The 17,236-nt window shown below is 70.4% G+C and carries 11 protein-coding genes and 3 pseudogenes; 4 read left to right on the forward strand and 10 right to left on the reverse strand.

Annotated elements, in window-relative coordinates; genetic code table 11:
- Positions 1-121: 121 nt before the first annotated feature.
- On the forward strand, positions 122-595 hold the full coding sequence (locus tag ACIQ7D_RS30160; RefSeq protein ID WP_403943008.1) for a LacI family DNA-binding transcriptional regulator: 474 nt from the start codon (positions 122-124) through the stop codon (positions 593-595).
- 198 nt (positions 596-793) lie between these two features.
- Here the strand turns inward: ACIQ7D_RS30160 and ACIQ7D_RS30165 are convergent, their stop codons facing one another.
- From ACIQ7D_RS30165 to ACIQ7D_RS30185, 5 genes and pseudogenes are all read right to left on the reverse strand, one after another.
- Positions 794-2,284 carry a helix-turn-helix domain-containing protein gene (locus tag ACIQ7D_RS30165; protein WP_403942953.1) on the reverse strand — a complete coding sequence of 497 codons (1,491 nt, stop codon included), beginning with the start codon at positions 2,282-2,284 and terminating at the stop codon, positions 794-796.
- Between the two features lie 130 nt (positions 2,285-2,414).
- On the reverse strand, positions 2,415-2,753 hold the full coding sequence (locus ACIQ7D_RS30170) for a hypothetical protein (RefSeq protein ID WP_403943016.1): 339 nt from the start codon (positions 2,751-2,753) through the stop codon (positions 2,415-2,417).
- A gap of 260 nt (positions 2,754-3,013) precedes the next feature.
- Positions 3,014-3,397 (reverse strand): annotated as a pseudogene (locus ACIQ7D_RS30175) (hypothetical protein); the annotation flags it as partial.
- Between the two features lie 312 nt (positions 3,398-3,709).
- Complete coding sequence (locus tag ACIQ7D_RS30180) at positions 3,710-4,330, reverse strand: LysR family transcriptional regulator (RefSeq protein WP_403942955.1); 621 nt, start codon at positions 4,328-4,330, stop codon at positions 3,710-3,712.
- Positions 4,331-4,453: 123 nt separating this feature from the next.
- Positions 4,454-4,855, reverse strand: a pseudogene (locus ACIQ7D_RS30185) (pyridoxal-phosphate dependent enzyme); the annotation flags it as partial.
- Here ACIQ7D_RS30185 and ACIQ7D_RS30190 point away from each other — a divergent pair.
- Positions 4,804-5,758: pseudogene (locus ACIQ7D_RS30190) on the forward strand (S8 family serine peptidase); the annotation flags it as partial. The pseudogenes ACIQ7D_RS30185 and ACIQ7D_RS30190 sit on opposite strands and share 52 nt — an antisense overlap.
- An 81-nt stretch (positions 5,759-5,839) precedes the next feature.
- Here ACIQ7D_RS30190 and ACIQ7D_RS30195 read toward each other — a convergent pair.
- Positions 5,840-6,556 (reverse strand): hypothetical protein, encoded by a 717-nt coding sequence (locus tag ACIQ7D_RS30195; RefSeq protein WP_403942958.1) that lies wholly within the window; start codon positions 6,554-6,556, stop codon positions 5,840-5,842.
- Positions 6,557-6,810: 254 nt separating this feature from the next.
- The gene (locus tag ACIQ7D_RS30200; protein ID WP_403942960.1) at positions 6,811-8,751 is read right to left on the reverse strand and encodes a hypothetical protein; all 1,941 of its coding nucleotides are present in this window, start codon (positions 8,749-8,751) and stop codon (positions 6,811-6,813) included.
- A gap of 1,300 nt (positions 8,752-10,051) precedes the next feature.
- On the opposite strand from ACIQ7D_RS30200, the gene ACIQ7D_RS30205 reads away from it, so the two are divergent.
- Positions 10,052-10,984: a sulfotransferase domain-containing protein gene (locus tag ACIQ7D_RS30205; protein WP_403942963.1), complete on the forward strand. Its 933-nt coding sequence runs from the start codon at positions 10,052-10,054 to the stop codon at positions 10,982-10,984.
- Positions 10,985-11,267: 283 nt separating this feature from the next.
- Positions 11,268-12,224, forward strand: coding sequence for a TauD/TfdA dioxygenase family protein (locus ACIQ7D_RS30210; RefSeq protein ID WP_403942965.1), 957 nt, complete (start codon positions 11,268-11,270; stop codon positions 12,222-12,224).
- Positions 12,225-12,361: 137 nt separating this feature from the next.
- Here the strand turns inward: ACIQ7D_RS30210 and ACIQ7D_RS30215 are convergent, their stop codons facing one another.
- Genes ACIQ7D_RS30215 through ACIQ7D_RS30225 form a run of 3 tightly spaced genes read right to left on the reverse strand, consistent with a single transcriptional unit; the run spans position 12,362 to position 17,187 of the window.
- Positions 12,362-13,795: an FAD-dependent oxidoreductase gene (locus ACIQ7D_RS30215; protein ID WP_403942967.1), complete on the reverse strand. Its 1,434-nt coding sequence runs from the start codon at positions 13,793-13,795 to the stop codon at positions 12,362-12,364.
- Entirely contained in the window at positions 13,792-13,965 is a 174-nt protein-coding gene (locus ACIQ7D_RS30220) for a hypothetical protein (protein WP_403942970.1), read from the reverse strand. Before ACIQ7D_RS30220 ends, ACIQ7D_RS30215 begins: the two co-directional genes overlap by 4 nt.
- Positions 13,966-13,989: 24 nt before the next feature.
- Positions 13,990-17,187, reverse strand: a complete 3,198-nt coding sequence (locus ACIQ7D_RS30225) for an amino acid adenylation domain-containing protein (RefSeq protein ID WP_403942972.1) — start codon at positions 17,185-17,187, stop codon at positions 13,990-13,992.
- Positions 17,188-17,236: the final 49 nt, after the last annotated feature.

The raw sequence follows: 17,236 nt of genomic DNA on the forward strand, positions 1-17,236 counted from the left end.
TGCGGTGCTTCCGCCTCGGGACGGGGACGGGTCTTGGTCCTTTCGCGTTTCTGTGTCCGATCTTTGAGGCATTCCCGCCATGGAAACGTTTCCATGAAGAGATGGAGCCGGTGACCACACGATCAAGGACGTCGCGGCGCGGGCCGGGGTCGCGGTCGGTACCGCGTCCCGGGAGCTCAGCGGCAGCAGCCAGACCTCGCCCGACTCCCGGTCCCGCGTGCTCGCCGCCGCGGCCGAGCTGGGCTACATCGCCAACGGACCCGCCCGGTCGCTCGGCATCGGATCGTGCGCCACGGTCACCGCCGCGCTGGGCGGTACGACGACCGACGTCACCATCGAGGTCGTCGAGACCGACCCGCCGCGGCGCATCGCCGAACGCAACGTCAGCGCGGCCGGCCGGCGCCTGGCGCACGGCACGTACACCATCGAGCCGCTGCGGACCGGTGGGAGTCACGTGTCGTTCACGTATGCCTGGGCGCGCGTCCCTCTCGCCGACCGTCTGCTGGCGCCCGTGGTCCGGGCCGCGACGCGACGTGCCAACCGGACGGTCATGCAACGCCTGGCCACCGAGCTGGCCCGCCACGCGTCTCCGTAGTACGACGACGGCCTGCATTCCCCTGTGATGCAGGCCGTCGTCAGTCGTCACGCCAAACCCGTCGCTCCCGGCGTTCCCCCGGCCGACCGGTGACAAGCGGCGCTGAACCGCGGCGTGGGTAACGCTAGAAGCGTCATATCCCCGCGGCAACGGTGCACGGTGCGCACAGGCCGGCCCCGGGGTGTGCACGGTGCTCAATCAGTCCTCGGGGTCGGCCCGGGTGATGTGAAGGGCGAGGACGACGTCATGGATGCCCGAGCCGGTGGTGAGCAGGTCGCGGCCGAGCAGGCCCTCGGCGGCCCGCAGATGGGCCCTGACCGTATTGCGGCTGACACCGAGGCTCCCGGCGGTGCGCTGGGCGTCGGTGTTCGCGTCGATCCAGGTCCGCACGGTGGTGCGCAGGTCCCGGCGAGGGGTGTCCTGAAGGGGGTGCAGGAATGCCCGCGCCCAGGTGCGCGCCGGGTGAGTGCCGAGCACGTCGTCCAGCGCCGGGGCCGGAAGCGGCTCCCGGTCGGCGATCTCACCGGCGGACCGCGTACCGGTCAGGGCGAAGGCCAGGTCGAGTACGGCACGGGTGCGGACGTCCCCCAGGTCCAGCCCGAGAGTTGTCTCCACCCGCTTGAGATGGCTGGTGACCGTGTTGCGGCTGATGTCCAGCAGTCGGGCCACGGCGGACCGCGGGAAGGTCACGGCGAGGCGCGTGATGTCGAGGGTCGCCTTCGGCACGGAGTCCAGTGGCAGCAGGAAGGTACTCGCCCAGGCGAGTGCGGCCTGTCGCGGCAGCAGCCGCACCAGGTGCGCCTGGCCGAGATAGGCGGCCACCCGCTCGGGCGCGGTGCGCGCGGCGGCCAGGGCATGCAGGGCCTGGCCGTACGCCTCGGCCGTCGAGTCGAGCGGGTACGGGCCGCTGATGCCCAGCGCGTACCCGGAGTTCTCGCGCACCAGCCGGCGCAGCACTGTGCCCTGATCGTGTGGACCCCCGGTCTCCGCGTCCTCGGTGACCAGACAGATGAGGTGCTCCTTGAAGGCGGGGCAGTGCGCCATCAGGCCCGTACCGTGATAGCCCGAGCGGTCCTGATGGAGCTGGACGAGCCGGTCCCGGTCCTCTGTCGGACAGCGCAGCAGATAGACGCGCAGCCGGTCGGCGTCCAGGAGTGCCGGGACCGCACCCGTTGTCATGCGGCGGGCCAGGGTGAGGTCTCCCGCCAACAGGGCGCTCAGCACCGCGAATCGCAGCTGCCGCGCCTTGTACTGGTAGCCGTGGAACGTCGTGTCGGCGTCCCGCGCCTGGCCCAGCAGCGCGATGACGCTCGCCGCGTGCGAGATCAGCGACGCCGCGTCCCGCGTCGGCGTGGAGGCGCCGGCCACCACCAGCACGGGGCGCGGGCTCCGCGTCCCGAGCGCTTCGAGACGTACGTGAAGCGATCCGCTCTCGGTGGCGGCCGCGGCCGCCCGACCGCCGGAGAGCCGTGCGAGCAGCGGCTCGATCGAGGCCGGCAGCCCGCGCGGGAAGCCTTCGGTGGAGGCCTGCACCACGCCCGTGCCCGCCACCAGCGCGACCTCCGTACGGGTCTGCCGGCCGAGCCAGTCCACGACCGCTCGCGGCTCCAGCCCGGTTCCCCGGGTCATCTGGCGTCGCACCTCGCGCAACAGTTCGTCGAGCCGTCCCGCGCTCTCCTGACCATCCACCGCCGTACTCCTTCCCGCCCCCGTCACGTGTCACCGCCGCACCGGACGCCGATGCGTGGCCCGTACAGGATCCCGCGGCGGAGGTGACGGTACGGCAGCGGCCGGCGGTCGCCCGGACACGCGGTGTGGATCAACGTCCGGCCCGGCCGGCCTCCTCGTCCGCGACCTGGGCGATCACCTGGGCGATCTCCGCCTCGTCCAGCACCAGCCGGAACCGGTTCGCCAGGGTGTCGAATACGTTCACGAGCGAACGCCGGCACTCCTGCAGCAGCCCGTCAGCCGTCTCCGCGTCGACATCAAGACGGCCGGCCGGCAGACCGGCCACGGCGCGGCGCGCGACCGGATTGCCGAGGGCGGCGGCGGGAGCGGTGTCGCGGCGCAGCGGTTTCCACCGGGGCACGTCGGTGTGGGCCAGCACGGTGACGGCGTGCGGCAGGTCCCGCGAGGACGTACCGACGAGGAGGCGCACCGGGCCGTCGGACAGTACTCGGCGGCGAGGGCGCGGAAGTCCACGGTGTGGCCGCCACGGGCGCCGCTGACCGCGATGGTGACATGCTCATGCTCGGCACCCTGCGAAGGCGTCTCGGCGTCCCAGCGCCCGAGCGCACCGAGCCACCAGCAGAAATCGCGTCCGCGGTACTCGCGGGGAGGACGGTCGTGCGGCCCGACGGAGAGGAGGACGCGGCGACCGGAGCGGCGCAGCTCGTCGGCGATCTGGACCCCCGGGGAGCCGGCACCGACCACGAGCACGGCGCCATCGGGCAGTTGGTCCGGGTTGCGGTAGCCGCTGGAGCGCGTCTGCACGGGTACGGCGCCGTCCGGGACGACGGGCGGGAGCACGGGCCGCTGGAACGGACCGGTCGCGGCCACGACGAACCGCGCGTCGATCGAACCCTCCGACGTCTCGACCGGAAGCCGGGCCGGCCGTCGTGCTTGCGCACCGAGGTCACCTCGACACCGCACCGGACCGGGGCGCCGATCTTCTCGGCGTACGCGACGAAGTAGTCGGCGACCTGCTCCTTCGAGGCGAAGGCGTCGGAGGCGACGTCGGGGAACTCCGGTCCGGGGAACCGGTCGTGCCACGCGGGCCCGTTCGCGACCAAGGAGTCCCACCGCTCCGTACGCCAGCGCTCCGCGACGCGGTGCCGTTCCAGGACCACGTGGGGTATGCCGTGGGCCCCCAGGTGCTCGCTCATCGCCACGCCGGCCCGCCCCGCCCCGACGACGACTTCGGTTTCTTCACTCGACATGTATGCCTCCACTCCAGCGATAGTCCATCTCGGTGTCGTGTCGACCTCGCTACCGCAGGAGACATCCTTGGACAGGCCCAAAACCCTGTCCAACAGATGTTCTCGTTTCATGTCATCTGTTTCACACATGACTGAGGTTCGGGGCGGCCGACACCCGGCCGGTGGTCCCAGGAGGTCAGCGGCTCTCATGCGCGGCCCGCCGCGCGGAACCGATGAAGGCCCGCGCCCGACGCGTCAGCCGGACACCTTTCACGGACGCCAGGACGGTCGGCAACGGCTCGAAGCGCTCTACGAGTTCGAGGGTGACCACCTCCCCGCCGTCGTAGGTCAGGGAGTGGGCCGGCCGCTGGTTGAGCACCGACCAGCCCATGCCGCTCCCGACCATCGCGCGCACCGTCTCGAACCCACTGCTCCGGTGCCGCACCTGCGGCCGGACTCCCGCGGGGAGGCGGGGCAGCCCGAAGGGGCCCAGGGTGGAGGAGCAACCGATCGACAGGTCGCACGTCAGCACCTCGCCGGCGTTTCCGGCCATCTCGACCGGCTCGGCCGTGTGCTCCAGATAGCTGGGCAGCTCACGCTGGAAGTCCTCACCGGCCGCGGTCAGGGTCAGGCCGCGGGCGTGACGCAGCAGCAGCTGGACACCGAGCTCTTTCTCCAGGTGGGCAACGGCCGTGGACACGACCGACTGGGAGACATTGAGCTGCCGCGACGCCGCGGTCATGCTGCCGAGTTCGGCCGCCGCGGCGAAATAGCGCAATTGCACCAAGGTGAAGCCCACATTGGGGATGCTGCTCATGGTTACCCGCTCTCGATGCCCAGGTCGGCGCCAGGATCTGCCTCCACCGTGGCGACGGCAGTCGGCCCGATCGGCACCGTGGGAGCGGCGGAGCGACCCCGGCCGTCCCGCCCCGGACGAGGGTCAGGCCCTGGGGACGGGAGCCGCGCCGACCCGACGGCGATAAGCGTCCACGTCCACATTGCTGCCGCAGACGATGGTGACCACGTGCCGGCCGGCGAAACGTTCACGGTCTTCGAGGACCGCCGCGATACCGAGCGCGGCCGACGGTTCGACGACGAGGCCGGCGTGGTCGAGGAGCATCCGCATACCGGCGGTGATCGACGCCTCCTGGACCAGCACTGCGTCGGCGACCAGAAGGAGGTCGTCCAGGACGGCCGGAATGGAGCACCGGCCGGCCACCCCGTCGGCGATGGTGTCGGTCGCATCGGTGGTGACGACACGTCGTCGGCGCCACGAGTGGGTCATCGCCGGTGCGCCCAGCGGCTGGACGCAGATCACCTCGACGTCCGGCGCCAGAGCCTTACGACACCATCTTTCGCGGCTTTGCCGCCGAACTCAGCCCGACTGGCCTGGACCGGGTACGAGCCCTGCCCGGCGTCGTGGCTGTCGAGGAGAACGGCGTCGCTACATCAACGCCCGAGGTGGAGCGGCCCGGTGGCCGTCGGCGGGTGCCCAAAAGTTGGGGCTTGGGCCGGATCGACCAGCGTCGGCTTCCCCTCGACGGCAGGTTCAACGTGAGGGCCACCGGCAGGGGCGTGACAGCGTATGTCGTGGATGACGGGATCGAGACCAGGCACAGGGAGTTCCGCGGCCGCGCAACCAACCGTTTCGATTTCCACAAAGACGACATTCCGCCGGAGAGCTGCGGTTTCCACGGCACCCATGTCGCCGGCATTCTGGGCGGCGCCACCTACGGTGTGGCCCGCTCCGTCTCGCTCGCCGGCGTCCGTGTACTGGCTTGCGACGGCGCCGGCTCCGGAGCAAGCGTCCTTGCCGGTTTCGAATGGGTGGCCAAGCACGCCAGGCAACCTGCGGTCCTCAACGCGTCTCTCTACACTCCGCCGTCCTCCGCGGTCGACGCGGCCGTCAACGCTGTCGCGGCCGAGGGCATCCTGCCTGTCGTCTCCGTCGGCAACGCAGGTGAGGATGCCTGCCTCCGGTCTCCCTCTCGCGCTGCACGGGCTGTCGCTGTCGGTATGACCGACGCAGAGGACTCCGAGTCACACGTCAGCAACTGGGGCCGGTGTGTGTCTGTACGCCCCGGGAGTCGATATCACCTCGGCCCAGCTTGGCGGAGGTTCCAGCATCGAATCAGGGACTTCCCAGGCCAGTCCGCGCGTAGCCGGAGTCGCTGCCCTCTACAAGGAAAGACACCCGCACGCCACCTCGAAATCCCTCACGCAATGGCTCACCAAGCGCTCGACCAAGAACGTCTTGCACCTTTTCGGGCCGCCGGCGCACACCCGGGACGGCCCGATCGGCGTCAGGGCGAGAACGGGCGGCGGTTCAGGTCAGGAAACGGGCGTAGGGTCCGTTCAGGATGCCGTTCTTCTGGGTCTGACTGAAGTGACAGTTCGGGTACTCGTAGAACGAGGCCGACATCGGTGTGCCGTCGGTGGATGTGGAGTCGGGCAGACCGAGGGCGTGGCCCAGTTCGTGCACCATACCGCCGTACCACCGGTTCATGGCTCCGTTGGTCCCGGCGGCGCCATCGGCGTCATGGCCACTGAGGATGACCCAGCCGGCGCCACCACCACCGCCGGAGCCCCTGCCTTCGGCGCTGATCTCGCCGACACACAGCCAGCGCGGGTCCGGGGAGCCGATACGGAACTTGGCCATCAGCTCCTGCTGCATGTTGAAGACCACCCACCAGTACTCCTCGCCGCCGTTCGGGGTGGTCTCGTACCAGATCCGGTCGTGGTCGCCGGTCACCACCTCCACCGCCGGGGTGTTCAACGTGAACGTCCTGCCGAGTTCCTGCCGGTAGTAGCGCTGTGCCTCCTTCAGCACGTTGCTGATGCCGTCGGGGTACCGCTGGTCGTACGTCACGTCCTTGGGCCTGAGCCAGAACACCCGGACTGTTCCGGTCGGCGGGTCGGCGAGCGTTCTCGTCGTCGATCCAGTCGCCGCCTCGGCCGTTCCGGTCAACGCCCCCGAACCGGCGACCACGATCCCTGCGGTCGCGGCCAGCACTCTGCGCCGCGTAATCCTGCATTCTTCCACCGGGCACCCTCCTCGTTGAAGTGGTCCACGACGAGCGCAAGTTAGCACCATCCGCCGGTACCGTGAACAGCGTTCGACATGCCGTACCGTCCACAGACGTTTACCGGACAGGGCCAGGCGGTAAGGCATCCGAGGCTGTGGCCATGTGCTGACACATCGATGGGCGTCACGCTGGTCGGACGCAGCTCCTTGATCACGAGATCCGCAGGTGGCCGGAGATGCCCGGACGTGAGGAGGGTGTCCGCGAGAAGTGCCTACCCGCGAGAGCCTGTCGGGCGGTCCGGTGCCCCCATGGTGGCGGCGCCACCCTTCGCGTAGGAGATGTTCGGCCGAGGCGGCTTGGCCATGCCGGTTCCGAGGAAGTAGTCGACGTGATGGGACTGCATGTACCCCTTGAACGTCATGGCGTTCCGGTACGCAGGGTTGTGGGCCAGTGTGTACAGCCGGTCACTCGTCGGTTGATTCGTGGAAAAGATGATCAACTCATCGTAGGACGCGTTGGTGTACACGGCCTCCTCGCGCCAATCGCCGAAAAGGTCGCCGACGAGGGTGGGCCCGCCCTGGGCAGCCTTGACCGCGCCGTAGTTCCAGGTGCTGACCAGCCGGGGCAGGCTGCCGCTCGGTGTCGGATTCTGCGGGTCCCACTGCTCGATCTTGCCGTCGTTCAGCAGCTCGATGCCGAGGTCGCCGTCCCACCAGAGGCCCAGCTGCGGCCACGGGCGCAGCGACGTGTCCGGTTCGGTGAGCCTGTTGGTGGGCCCGTTGTACAGACCCGAGAAGGACCAGGTCTCCATGCCGGGGAAGCGCGGATCGACATCGCCGGCCATGCCACGGCCGACGTCGGCGCGGCCACTGCCCTTGTGTTCCCAGATGACGGAGCCGTTCGCGGCGTCGTAGTAGTACTCGAGCAGGCCGCTCGGGTTGTCCTGCTGCACTCCGTAGCCCTCCAGACCCGGACGGCTGGGGTCCATGTCCGCGAGGTGGAAGCGGTCGCCGTGGACGATGCCTTTGGGCGCCATCGAGTAGCGCAGGGAGCCGTCGCCGTTGAGTACGAACCCGATCTCGGCGACCTCGTCCTTTCCGTCGCCGTTGACGTCGATGGCGCGGGTGTTGTGCCCGTCGGGCGCGTTCTGGCTGCCGCGCAGCCACGTCCACTGCCGGTCCAGGGAATCGCCGTCGTACTTCCAGGCGGCCATCATCAGGTTGAAGGACCCGTCGTCGCGCCGGTTCTTCATGTAGGCGACCAGGCTGGGCGTGGTGCCGTTGAGATAGGCCACACCGAGACGCGCACCCATGGGACCGTCGCTCAGGTACGTGGTCGGCACCGCGGACCAGTTGCGGAGCGCTCCGGTCCGGCCGTCGAGGATCGCCATGAACTGACGCGCGTCGTCCTCGTGCGTCCAGGTCGTCCCGTCACCGAAGGTGACTCCGTCGGCGATCCGTACGGCGACCTCCGCGCGGCCGTCGCTGTCGAAGTCGTAGACGGTGACGCCGTCCCAGTGGCCCAGGTCGATCGCGGACGACCCCGGTTCGATGTTGTCCTGACCCTGACTGTTCGGCCCCATGCCGACCTCCCAGAGGAAGTCGCCGTCGCCGCTGTACGCCTCCAGTTTCTGGGGGGAGGTCTGCCGGTCCACTACGTAGTCGTACTCACCGTCACCGTTGAGGTCGCCGACCCAGACGAACTTCACCGGACCACCGGAACGCAACGGCACGCGGACCACGGGCTCCGTGGCGTGGTTGGCCGTCAACGTGAAAGCCCCGCTGGGCGCCATCTCCTGCCCGTTGATGACCGGAGCCACTCGGTAGCTGTTGGACCGCGCCAGGTCGGCCGTGGAGTCCACGTAGTTGGTCCCACCCGTCAGCACGCCGGAGTTGAGCTTGGCGTACCCACCGCCGGTGGACCGGTACACGTTGAAGCCGATGCCCTCCGGGTCGAGTCCCAACAGCCGCCAGGAGACCAGAACCTGGGTACCGCTGGAGCGCACCGCCACGACCCCACGACCGAGATTCTCCATCACGCGTCCGGCCTTCGCCGCCGCGCCGCCGACTGTGGCGGTGGCGACGGCCGTGGATGTGTGGGGCGAAGCGGGATCCGCGGGGCCGCCGATGGCCATGGTGGCGCAGAGGGTCAGGACCGCCGAGATGGTGGCCGGCGCCCGGCGGGCGGCTCGCCACCGAGGCTTCAAGTGCATGACAGTCTCCTTTGACATTCTGGTGGTTGAGCTCGTGGTGCGGGTTTACGGGGTGCGGATCGCGCTCGACCGCTCACACTGGTGTGCCTCACGTCGGTCGGGTGTCGGCGAGCCACCCGCGTTCGCCACGCTCGTCCGGGCACTCCGTCCCGCCGGTGCCTGCTCTGGCCCTCGGCTCGGGCCGGAAGCCCCCGGGAAAGTGAAACCGTTTACACGGCCGATAGAAGCAGCGTGATGAGTACGCGTCAAGACTGGTCGAAGCGACCACGCTCGTGGTGTTCACCGGGCGCCATCTCATGAGGTCATCGCCCCCGATGGGCGCAGCCTGTGATCCACCGCCCGTGCCGGATCGCCCGCGCTGCATCGAGCGGAAACGGTTACCTGCGAGCGTGAGGGGGGGCAGGCGGCCCTATACCTCGCCGGAACCCGCCGGGCGCTGCGCCATGGTGCACTCACCGGCATGGATGTACGGCGGCCTGGGGTGGTCGAGTCGGATCTTGGGCTCCAGCTTTGTACGGACCCGGCTGCCTGCGCGGGGTGCACGGCGTTGGTACTGGTGGGCACGCGTATTCAACTGTCGCGAGTTCTCCGCCGAACCATCTGTGACGGTTACCGCGCGTGATCAATAACAGCCTGCCGACTCCAGATTGTGCACGGCAACTCCGACCCGCGTATGGGGACGCTTCACATGACAGAGCCGGACGCGGGACCGTTGGCCATGTTGCTCGGCCAGGATGTTTTCGGCCGACTCGTCTCGCTCCGCAGCGCGAGCGATCCAGGCAGTGGGGAACAGACTACGAAACTGCGTTGCCGTAGCCATCTTCTTCTCAGCCGTCATCCTGACGGCCTATCGACGGAGGATGTCGGCGCTCGGATAGCCCGCACATAGAAAGTACCCTCCGCCTGGACCGACAGAAAGCACGGCGAGGGGTTCCGCGGCCAGGGCGGCCCGCAGGTGAAGGACGGCTGCCAGGACCTGGTCGGGGAAGCCGGGGCGGACGGCCGCGCTTGACGTCTCCGTCGAGGGCCAACGTGGCGGTGAGATCGCTCGGGTCAGTGGCCTCGCCGCGCGGTGGAGGGGCCACCGTACGGCCGTAACTGTGGCGATCGTGGATGTTTCCCCACGACGGCGACGGCAGGTTGGGAGGGTATCCGCCGCCTCTCCGTTCTCCTTTGAGGAATGCCGTCATGCGTGTTCAAGACCCGGCCCTGAACGAACACCGCCCCGTGCCGTTCCCGGCCACCTGTGACGGTGGCGGATGGGTACGGAGCGACATCCTCCTACCGGTCGGGGGCGATGATGGCGCAAGCACCGCGCCGGTACCACTCGCCGCAGCAGGACAGCGCCCGCTGGAACGATTTCCCGCTGCGTGACGGTGACATCGTGATCAGCAGTCCAGCGAAGTCGGGTACGACGTGGGTGCAGATGATGTGCGCGCTGCTCATCTTCCAGACGCCTGATCTCCCGAAGCCGCTGTCGGTCCTGTCACCGTGGTTGGACCAACTGTTCACGCCGCGGGAGAAGATGTACGCACAACTCGCCGAGCAGGAGCACCGTCGCATCCTCAAGACGCACGTCCCGCTCGACGGTCTACCGCTCGACCCGCGCGTCAGCTACATCGTCGTCGCCCGGCATCCTCTCGATCGGGCGCTGTCCATGTACCACCAGGCCGCCGGCATCCGCGCCGAGTGGCTGCACGCCTTCCGGAGCGGCCCGGACACAGAGTCTTCCAGTCCGTCCTCGCTCACGCTTCCGCCGGTGCGCGAGTGGCTGCTGAAGTGGTGTCAGCCCGGTTCGAGCGACGGCTGGGAACAGGACGTGGCCGCAGCCGAGCTCCATCATCCCCTCGACGCCTGGAAACGGCGGGCGCAGCCGAACATCAGGCTGCTGCACTACGACGACCTGTGCACCGACCTCGCGGGCCAAATGGCGGAACTGGCCGGGTGGTTGGGAATCACGGTGGACGGGGCGCTCTGGCCCGAGTTGGTGAAGGCCGCTACGTTCGAGGAGATGAAGGGCCGCGCGCAATGGCTGGCGCCGGACACGGAAGTCCTCACGGATCCGGTGGAATTCTTCCGCGAAGGGCGCTCGGGTGCCGGCCGCGATCTCCTGACCGAGGACGACCTCGACTCGTACCAGAAGCGGGTCGGTGCCCTCGCTCCGCAGCCGTTCCTGGACTGGCTGCACCGCGACCCGCAAGCCGACGGCGGTGGAGCGAGCGCCCTCGGGTGAGCTGAGGCGGCTCCACACCGACCGGGGGCCCGATCCGCCTGCCCGGCCAGGCCGCTTCCCGGGCTCGCGAACGCCGCGGCCGGCCGGCCGCGGCTGACGGCGGTGACGGTGGACGCCGCCAGGGCGGCGGCCCCGGCCCCCTGCCGATGACCCCACCGGACCGGCTCCAGCAGGTCGGCCTGCTGGACGAACCGCGCTCCCACCGGTGCCGGTGGGCTGAGCCACCACGCTGCCACCGCTCCCCTCGTACCCCGACTCCCGTACAGATGAAGGAGATACCGCTGTGACGCAGTCCGCATCCCCGCAGCTCACCGCCACTGCTCCGGCCGCCGCTTCCGCTTCCGGTTCCGCTTCCGGTTCCGGTTCCGGTTCCGGTTCCGGTTCCGGCGACGAGCTCGACATCCGCCTCGTCTCCGGCGCCCTCGGCGCCGAGGTGCGCGGAATCGATCTGAACGAGGTCACGGACGCGCAGTTCGACCGGATCCACGCGCTCATGCTCGAACACCTCGTGCTGTTCTTCCCGGACCAGCAGAACCTCACCCCGAAGGCGCACGTGGCATTCGGCAGGCGCTTCGGCGAGGTCGAGGTCCACCCGTTCCTGCCCAAGCTGGAGGAGTACCCCGAGGTCACGCTGATCGAGTCCGACAAGGGTGGGAAGGCCGACGAGTGGCACATCGACGTCAGCTTCAGCCCCAACCCGCCCATCGCCTCGATCCTGCACCTGGTCACCTGTCCGCCCTCGGGCGGCGACACCATGTGGAGCAACCAGTATCTCGCGTACGACACTCTGTCCGCGCCGTTCCAGGAGATGCTCGACGGCCTCACCGCCGTCCATGTGCTGAAGATACCGCCGGTCGTCGAGATGTCCGCCGAGCACCCCGTCGTACGCGTGCACCCGGTGACCGGGCGCCGGTCGCTCTACGTCACCCGGATGTGGACCTCGCACATCCCGCAACTGACCCGGCACGAGAGCGACGCCGTACTCCAGCACCTGTACGAGCACTCCGAGCAGCCGCGCTTCACCTGCCGGCATCGCTGGGACCCGCACACCGTGGCGCTCTGGGACAACCGGGCCACCCAGCACGTCGCCATCAACGACTACCAGGAATACCGCCGGGGCCAGCGCGTCACCGTCCCCGGGGACCGGCCGATGAGCGACACCCCGCGCAAGCCCGACTACGAGCCGAACGGCGACGAACGATACTACCCGCGCCGCGTCAACGCCCGCGCCGGCTACTGAGGGCACCCCCTGTCGCCGGCCCCGCTGTTGGCTGCCCGAACAGCTCCTGGACGGGGCCGGGTGGGCCGGAGCACGCCGGCGCCCTTCGACCGCACCCGGCCCTGTTGGACCGGGTGCCACATCGTTCGGCGAGCTCGTCACACCACCGGGGACGTCACGCTCTTCTCCCAGTGCATACCGTCCTGGCTGACGACCAGGCCGTCCGCGCCGAGCGGGGCGTCGTCGACCGCTTCGCCGAAGGCTGCCTGCAACTGGATGCGGTGCCCCTCCCGGTGGACGTCCCGCGACTGTTCGAGAAGGTCCTTCTTGCGCTTGTCGCGGTAGGACTCGGAGGTCAGCAGCGCCTCGTTGGAGGCGCCGCCGCCGACCAGCCCGACGAACGCCCCAGCGCCGGACGCGGTGTCCCGGGTGACGCGCCTGGCCTCCTCGAAGTACTGCTGCTCGTCGCGGTTGACGTCGTAGAAGGTGACGAGGAAGTCGTGGAAGGACTGGTACTCCTTGCGGTACCGGGCCTCGTACTCCGCGAAGCACTCGCGCTCCCCCAGGTCGCCGCGGAGCGCGGTGTTGAGGGAGCGGGCGGCCAGCAGGGCGCTGTAGGTGGCCATGTGGACGCCGGAGGAGAACAGCGGGTCGATGAAGCCGACGGTGTCGCCGACGAGGGCCATGCCCGGCCGCCAGAAGGTGTCGTGGAGGTAGGACCAGTCCTTGCGGACGCGGACCTCGCCGTACGGGCCGCTGGTCACCCGCCGGGCGTCGGAGAGGTAGTCGGAGATCAGCGGGCAGTCCGCGATCAGCGCGGCCAGCGCCTCGGCCCGGTCGCCGCGCACCTGGTCCGCGCAGTCCTTGCGCACCACGGCGCCGATCGAGGTGAGGGTGTCGCTCAGCGGGATGTACCAGAACCAGCCCGAGGGGAAGGCCACACAGGAGATGTTGCCGGTGTGGGGCGCGGGTAGCCGCCGGCCGCCCTCGAAGTAGCCGAACAGGGCGATGTTCTGGAAGAACTCCGAGTAGCGGCGCTGTCCGCCGACGCTCCGCTGGAGGCGGCTCTGGTTGCCGGTGGCGTCCACCACGAACTGGGCGTGCGCCACGCGCTCGGCACCGTCCGGGTCGGTGTAGCGGACGCCGCTGACCCGGCCGTCGTCCTCCAGAACGTCGCGCACCGCGCACCGTTCGCGCACCTCGACGCCCTTGTGGCGGGCATTGTCGAGGAGCAACTGGTCGAACTTCGCGCGTTCGACCTGGTAGGCGTAGGAGGTCGGACCGGCGAACTTCTCGGAGAGCGCGAAGTCGAAGGACCAGGGCTCTGTGTTGGAGCCCCAGCGGAAGGTGCCGCCGCGCTTGCGCACGAACCCGGCGCGCTCCAGTTCCTCCGTGACGCCGAGCAGACCGCAGATCCCGTGCACCGTGGACGGCAGCAGGGACTCGCCGATCTGGTACCGGGGAAACTCCTCCTTCTCCAGCAGCAGGACCCGGTGGCCCTGCATGGCCGCGAACGCCGCCACGGACGAACCGGCGGGGCCGCCTCCGGCGACCAGTACGTCGTGGACCTTGTCGTCGGCGGGATGTGTCATGAGGGATGGACCTTCCGCGCAAGGGGAATCCGGCCGGCGGCGCCGACCGGTGGGAGAGGCGCCGTCAGGCCACGGCGGTCGTCGTTCCGGTCGAAGACGCCCCGCGCGGCCAGTACGCTCCGGCCCGCGCCCGCGCCCGCGCACCGTTCCGTGCCGATGGTGAGGTTCATCGCGTGCCGCTCCTCGGGATGGGGTCACGGGTACGTGCTGTCGCTCACCGGCAGCACGTGGCCGGGCAGTTCGGTGGGATCGCCCAGGACGACGGCGATGTCGCGCCGCCCTCCGTACGGTTCGCGGGCGTGGGCGGTGCGGATGTTGTCGACGAGGAGGACGTCGCCCTCCTGCCAGGTCTCGCCGACGGTGAACCGGTCGTAGACGGCGTTGACGCCGTCCACCGTGGCGGCGGTGACGGGGGTGCCGTCGCCGGTCGTGGTGTCGAAGGGGAGCCCTTCGGGCCCGTAGACGTCGGTGAGGTAGTCGCGGACCGCCGGGTCCATGGTGAGCCCGTTGAGGAAGGCGATCTGGTTGAACCAGCCGGGCGTCCCGGTGCGCGGGTGGCGTACGACAGCGGTGCGGCGCTGCCGGGTGGCGAGCCGGTCGTCGGACAGCCAGGCGTGCTCGATCCCGGCCGCGGCGCAGTAGGCGTCGACGGCCGAGCGGTCGGTGGTGCCGAACGCGTCGGACCAGGGGACCCCCACGTCGTGGTACATGCGGCGCAGCAGCCAGCCGTGGCGCTCGAAGGGGGCGACAAGGCCGGGTGGCAGGGCGGCGAGGACCCGCTGGGAGTCGGCGACGGTGGTGCGGCCGCCGCTGCCGGGTGCGGTGAGGCAGCCGAGGAGGAGGGTGCCGGGGACGGTGGCGCCGTAGCTCAACTCGTGGTGCATGCACATCGGTTCGTCGGCGGGCCAGTGGCTGCCGGAGTACACGCCCGGCGCGTGGGCGGTGCGGGGCGCGAAGCCCTCGCGCTCCGTCATCGCCGCGATGCCCAGCGCCCCGGCGACGTCGGCGACATCGCCGGGGGTGCGGACGCCCAGGCCGCGCAGCATGACGGCGCCGGACTCGGCGAGCGCGGCGTGGGCCGCGACGCGGTGGGCGGCGGCCCGCCCGGCGGGGTCCGGGCCGACGTGGGCGTCGAGCACGCGCAGTGGGGCGTGCGCGGCCGGGACCGTGGCGGGGGCGGGGTCCGCAGGGGCGCCGTCCCCGGCCGGCGCCGCCGACGCGCGGTCGAGGAGGGCTGCGACGTCGGCGACCGTGGGGGTGTCCTTGAGGTCGGCGACGGTCACCAGGCGGTCGAGGGCGATGGACAGCCGGATCGCGGACAGCGAGGTGCCACCGAGTTCGGCGAAGCGGGAGCCGCGGCCGATGCGCTCCTCGGGCACCTTCAGCAGCCGGGCCCACAGGGCGGCGACGCGGCGTTCGGTGTCCGTGGCGAGCTGCGGGGTGCCCGTACCGGTGCCGCCGGCGCCGTCGGTACCGCGGCGGGCGCGGGCGGTGAGGGCGATCTTGTCGATCTTTCCGTTGCCGGACAGGGGAAGCTCGTCCGTGCGGTACAGCCGGGGCGGCACCATGTAGTCGGGCAGGGCGGCGCCCAGGTCGTGGGCGACACCGTCGCCGTCGGGGGCGTCCTCGCCGGTGTAGTAGGCGACGAGTTGGGGATCGTCCTGGGTTCCGGCGACGACGACGGCGCCGTCGCGCACACCGGGCACCTGCAGCAGCCGGTCCTCGATCTCGCCGATCTCGATGCGGAATCCGCTGATCTTCACCTGGGAGTCGCGTCGCCCCAGGTACTCGAAGTCGCCGGAGGGCAGCCGGCGTCCGAAGTCGCCCGAGCGGTAGAGGCGGTCGGCGGGCCGGTAGGGGTCGTGCCCGTAGACGGCCGCCGTGCGGTCGGGGTCGTTGACGTAGCCGCGGCCGACACAGACGCCGGCCATGACGATCTCGCCGGGCGCGCCGATGGGCACGAGATGGAGCTGTTCGTCCATCACGTACACGCGGCAGTTGCGGACGGTGGCACCCAGCGGCACGGAGCGGTGGCCGGGCACCGCGTGCATGACGCCGTGATTGGAGTCGTCGCTGACCTCGGTGAGCCCGTAGCAGTTGACCAGGGGGACGCCGGGGAAGGCCGCGAACCAGCGGCGCACCAGCTCCTTCTTCAACGCCTCCCCGGTGACGGCCATGACGCGCAGGCCGGGCAGTGCGGCGCGGCCGGCGGGCGTCTGCGCGAGGAGGAGTTCGAGGTAGGTCGGCACCAACTGGGCGACCTGGACGCGGTGGCGGGCCATCAGGTCGACGAACCGGCGCACGTCGAGCACGGCCTCCTGCTCGACCAGCAGGGTACGGCCGCCCAGCAGCAGCGGGGAGACCAGTTGCCACAGGGAGATGTCGAAGCACTGCGGCGCGGTCTGCGCGACGGTGTCGCCCTCCTGGACGCCGAGATCCTCGATCTTGGCGTAGAGGTGGTTGAGAAAACCGTCGTGCTCGCACAGGGCACCCTTGGGTTCGCCGGTGGAGCCCGAGGTGAAGTACACGTACGCCAGTTGGTCACCGGCGACGGGGATGCCCGGGTCGTGGCGGGGACCGTCGGCGTCGATCGTTTCGCGTACGTCCATGCGGTGCACCTCGTCGCGACCGTCGAGCGCCTCGTCCAGAGGTGGTACGTCGCGTTCGGCGAGGACCCAGCGGCACTCCGACCGGGTGAGGGTCCTGGCCATGCGCCCGGCGGGGAAACGGGGCTCCAGCGGCAGGTAGCAGCCGCCCGCCTTGAACACGGCGAGCACGGCGGAGAGCCAGTGCGGGGTGCGCTCGGTGACGACGGCCACCACGTCCTCCGGGCGCAGCCCCCGCCGGTGCAGCTCCCAGGCGATCCTGTTGGCGTCCTCGTTGACCTCGCGGTACGTCCGGGTGGCCGGGCCGTGCACAACGGCGACCGCGTCGGGGTGGCGGCGGACGCGCTCCTCGAAGAGTTCGTGGAAACGGCGGCCGGGCAGCGGCCGTACGGGGCCGGAGCCTGCGGCGATGACCTCCTCCGCCTCCGCCGCCGAGAGCAGCCCGTGCCGGGTGTGCGGCGTGTCGGGGGCGCCGGTCAGCAGGTACAGGGCCCGCCGGACGTAATGGTCCAGGCGCTCGGCGGGTATGTGGGTCTGTGCGCGGGTGCCTTCCCAGGCTTCCTCGGCTTCCTCGCGCCCCTCCGCGGTGGCCGCGCGCAGGATCAGGTCGCGCCAGGTGGCGTCGGGCGGCAGCACGGGCGCCCCCAGGACCACCGAGGCGACCTTCAGCCGCACGGCGCGACGCACCGCCTCGTCCCCGGCGCCGCACGAGCGGGCCAGGGCGGCGACCGCCTCCGCGCACTCACCGGCCGCCGCCCGTTCGGCGCCGGGGGCTGTGTCCTGCATGGGGGTCTCCTCCTGCTGATCGGTGAAACGGCGCGGGGCGGCTTCCCCG

Source organism: Streptomyces sp. NPDC096310 (genome assembly GCF_044763125.1).
Taxonomy (GTDB): Bacteria; Actinomycetota; Actinomycetes; order Streptomycetales; family Streptomycetaceae; genus Streptomyces.

Coding starts and splice junctions, on each gene's coding strand:
- ACIQ7D_RS30180 (WP_403942955.1), bottom strand. CDS start 4,330: ATGAGCAGCATCCCCAATGTGGGCTTCACCTTGGTGCAATTGCGCTAT.
- ACIQ7D_RS30200 (WP_403942960.1), bottom strand. CDS start 8,751: ATGCACTTGAAGCCTCGGTGGCGAGCCGCCCGCCGGGCGCCGGCCACC.
- ACIQ7D_RS30205 (WP_403942963.1), top strand. CDS start 10,052: ATGGCGCAAGCACCGCGCCGGTACCACTCGCCGCAGCAGGACAGCGCC.
- ACIQ7D_RS30215 (WP_403942967.1), bottom strand. CDS start 13,795: ATGACACATCCCGCCGACGACAAGGTCCACGACGTACTGGTCGCCGGA.
- ACIQ7D_RS30220 (WP_403942970.1), bottom strand. CDS start 13,965: ATGAACCTCACCATCGGCACGGAACGGTGCGCGGGCGCGGGCGCGGGC.
- ACIQ7D_RS30225 (WP_403942972.1), bottom strand. CDS start 17,187: ATGCAGGACACAGCCCCCGGCGCCGAACGGGCGGCGGCCGGTGAGTGC.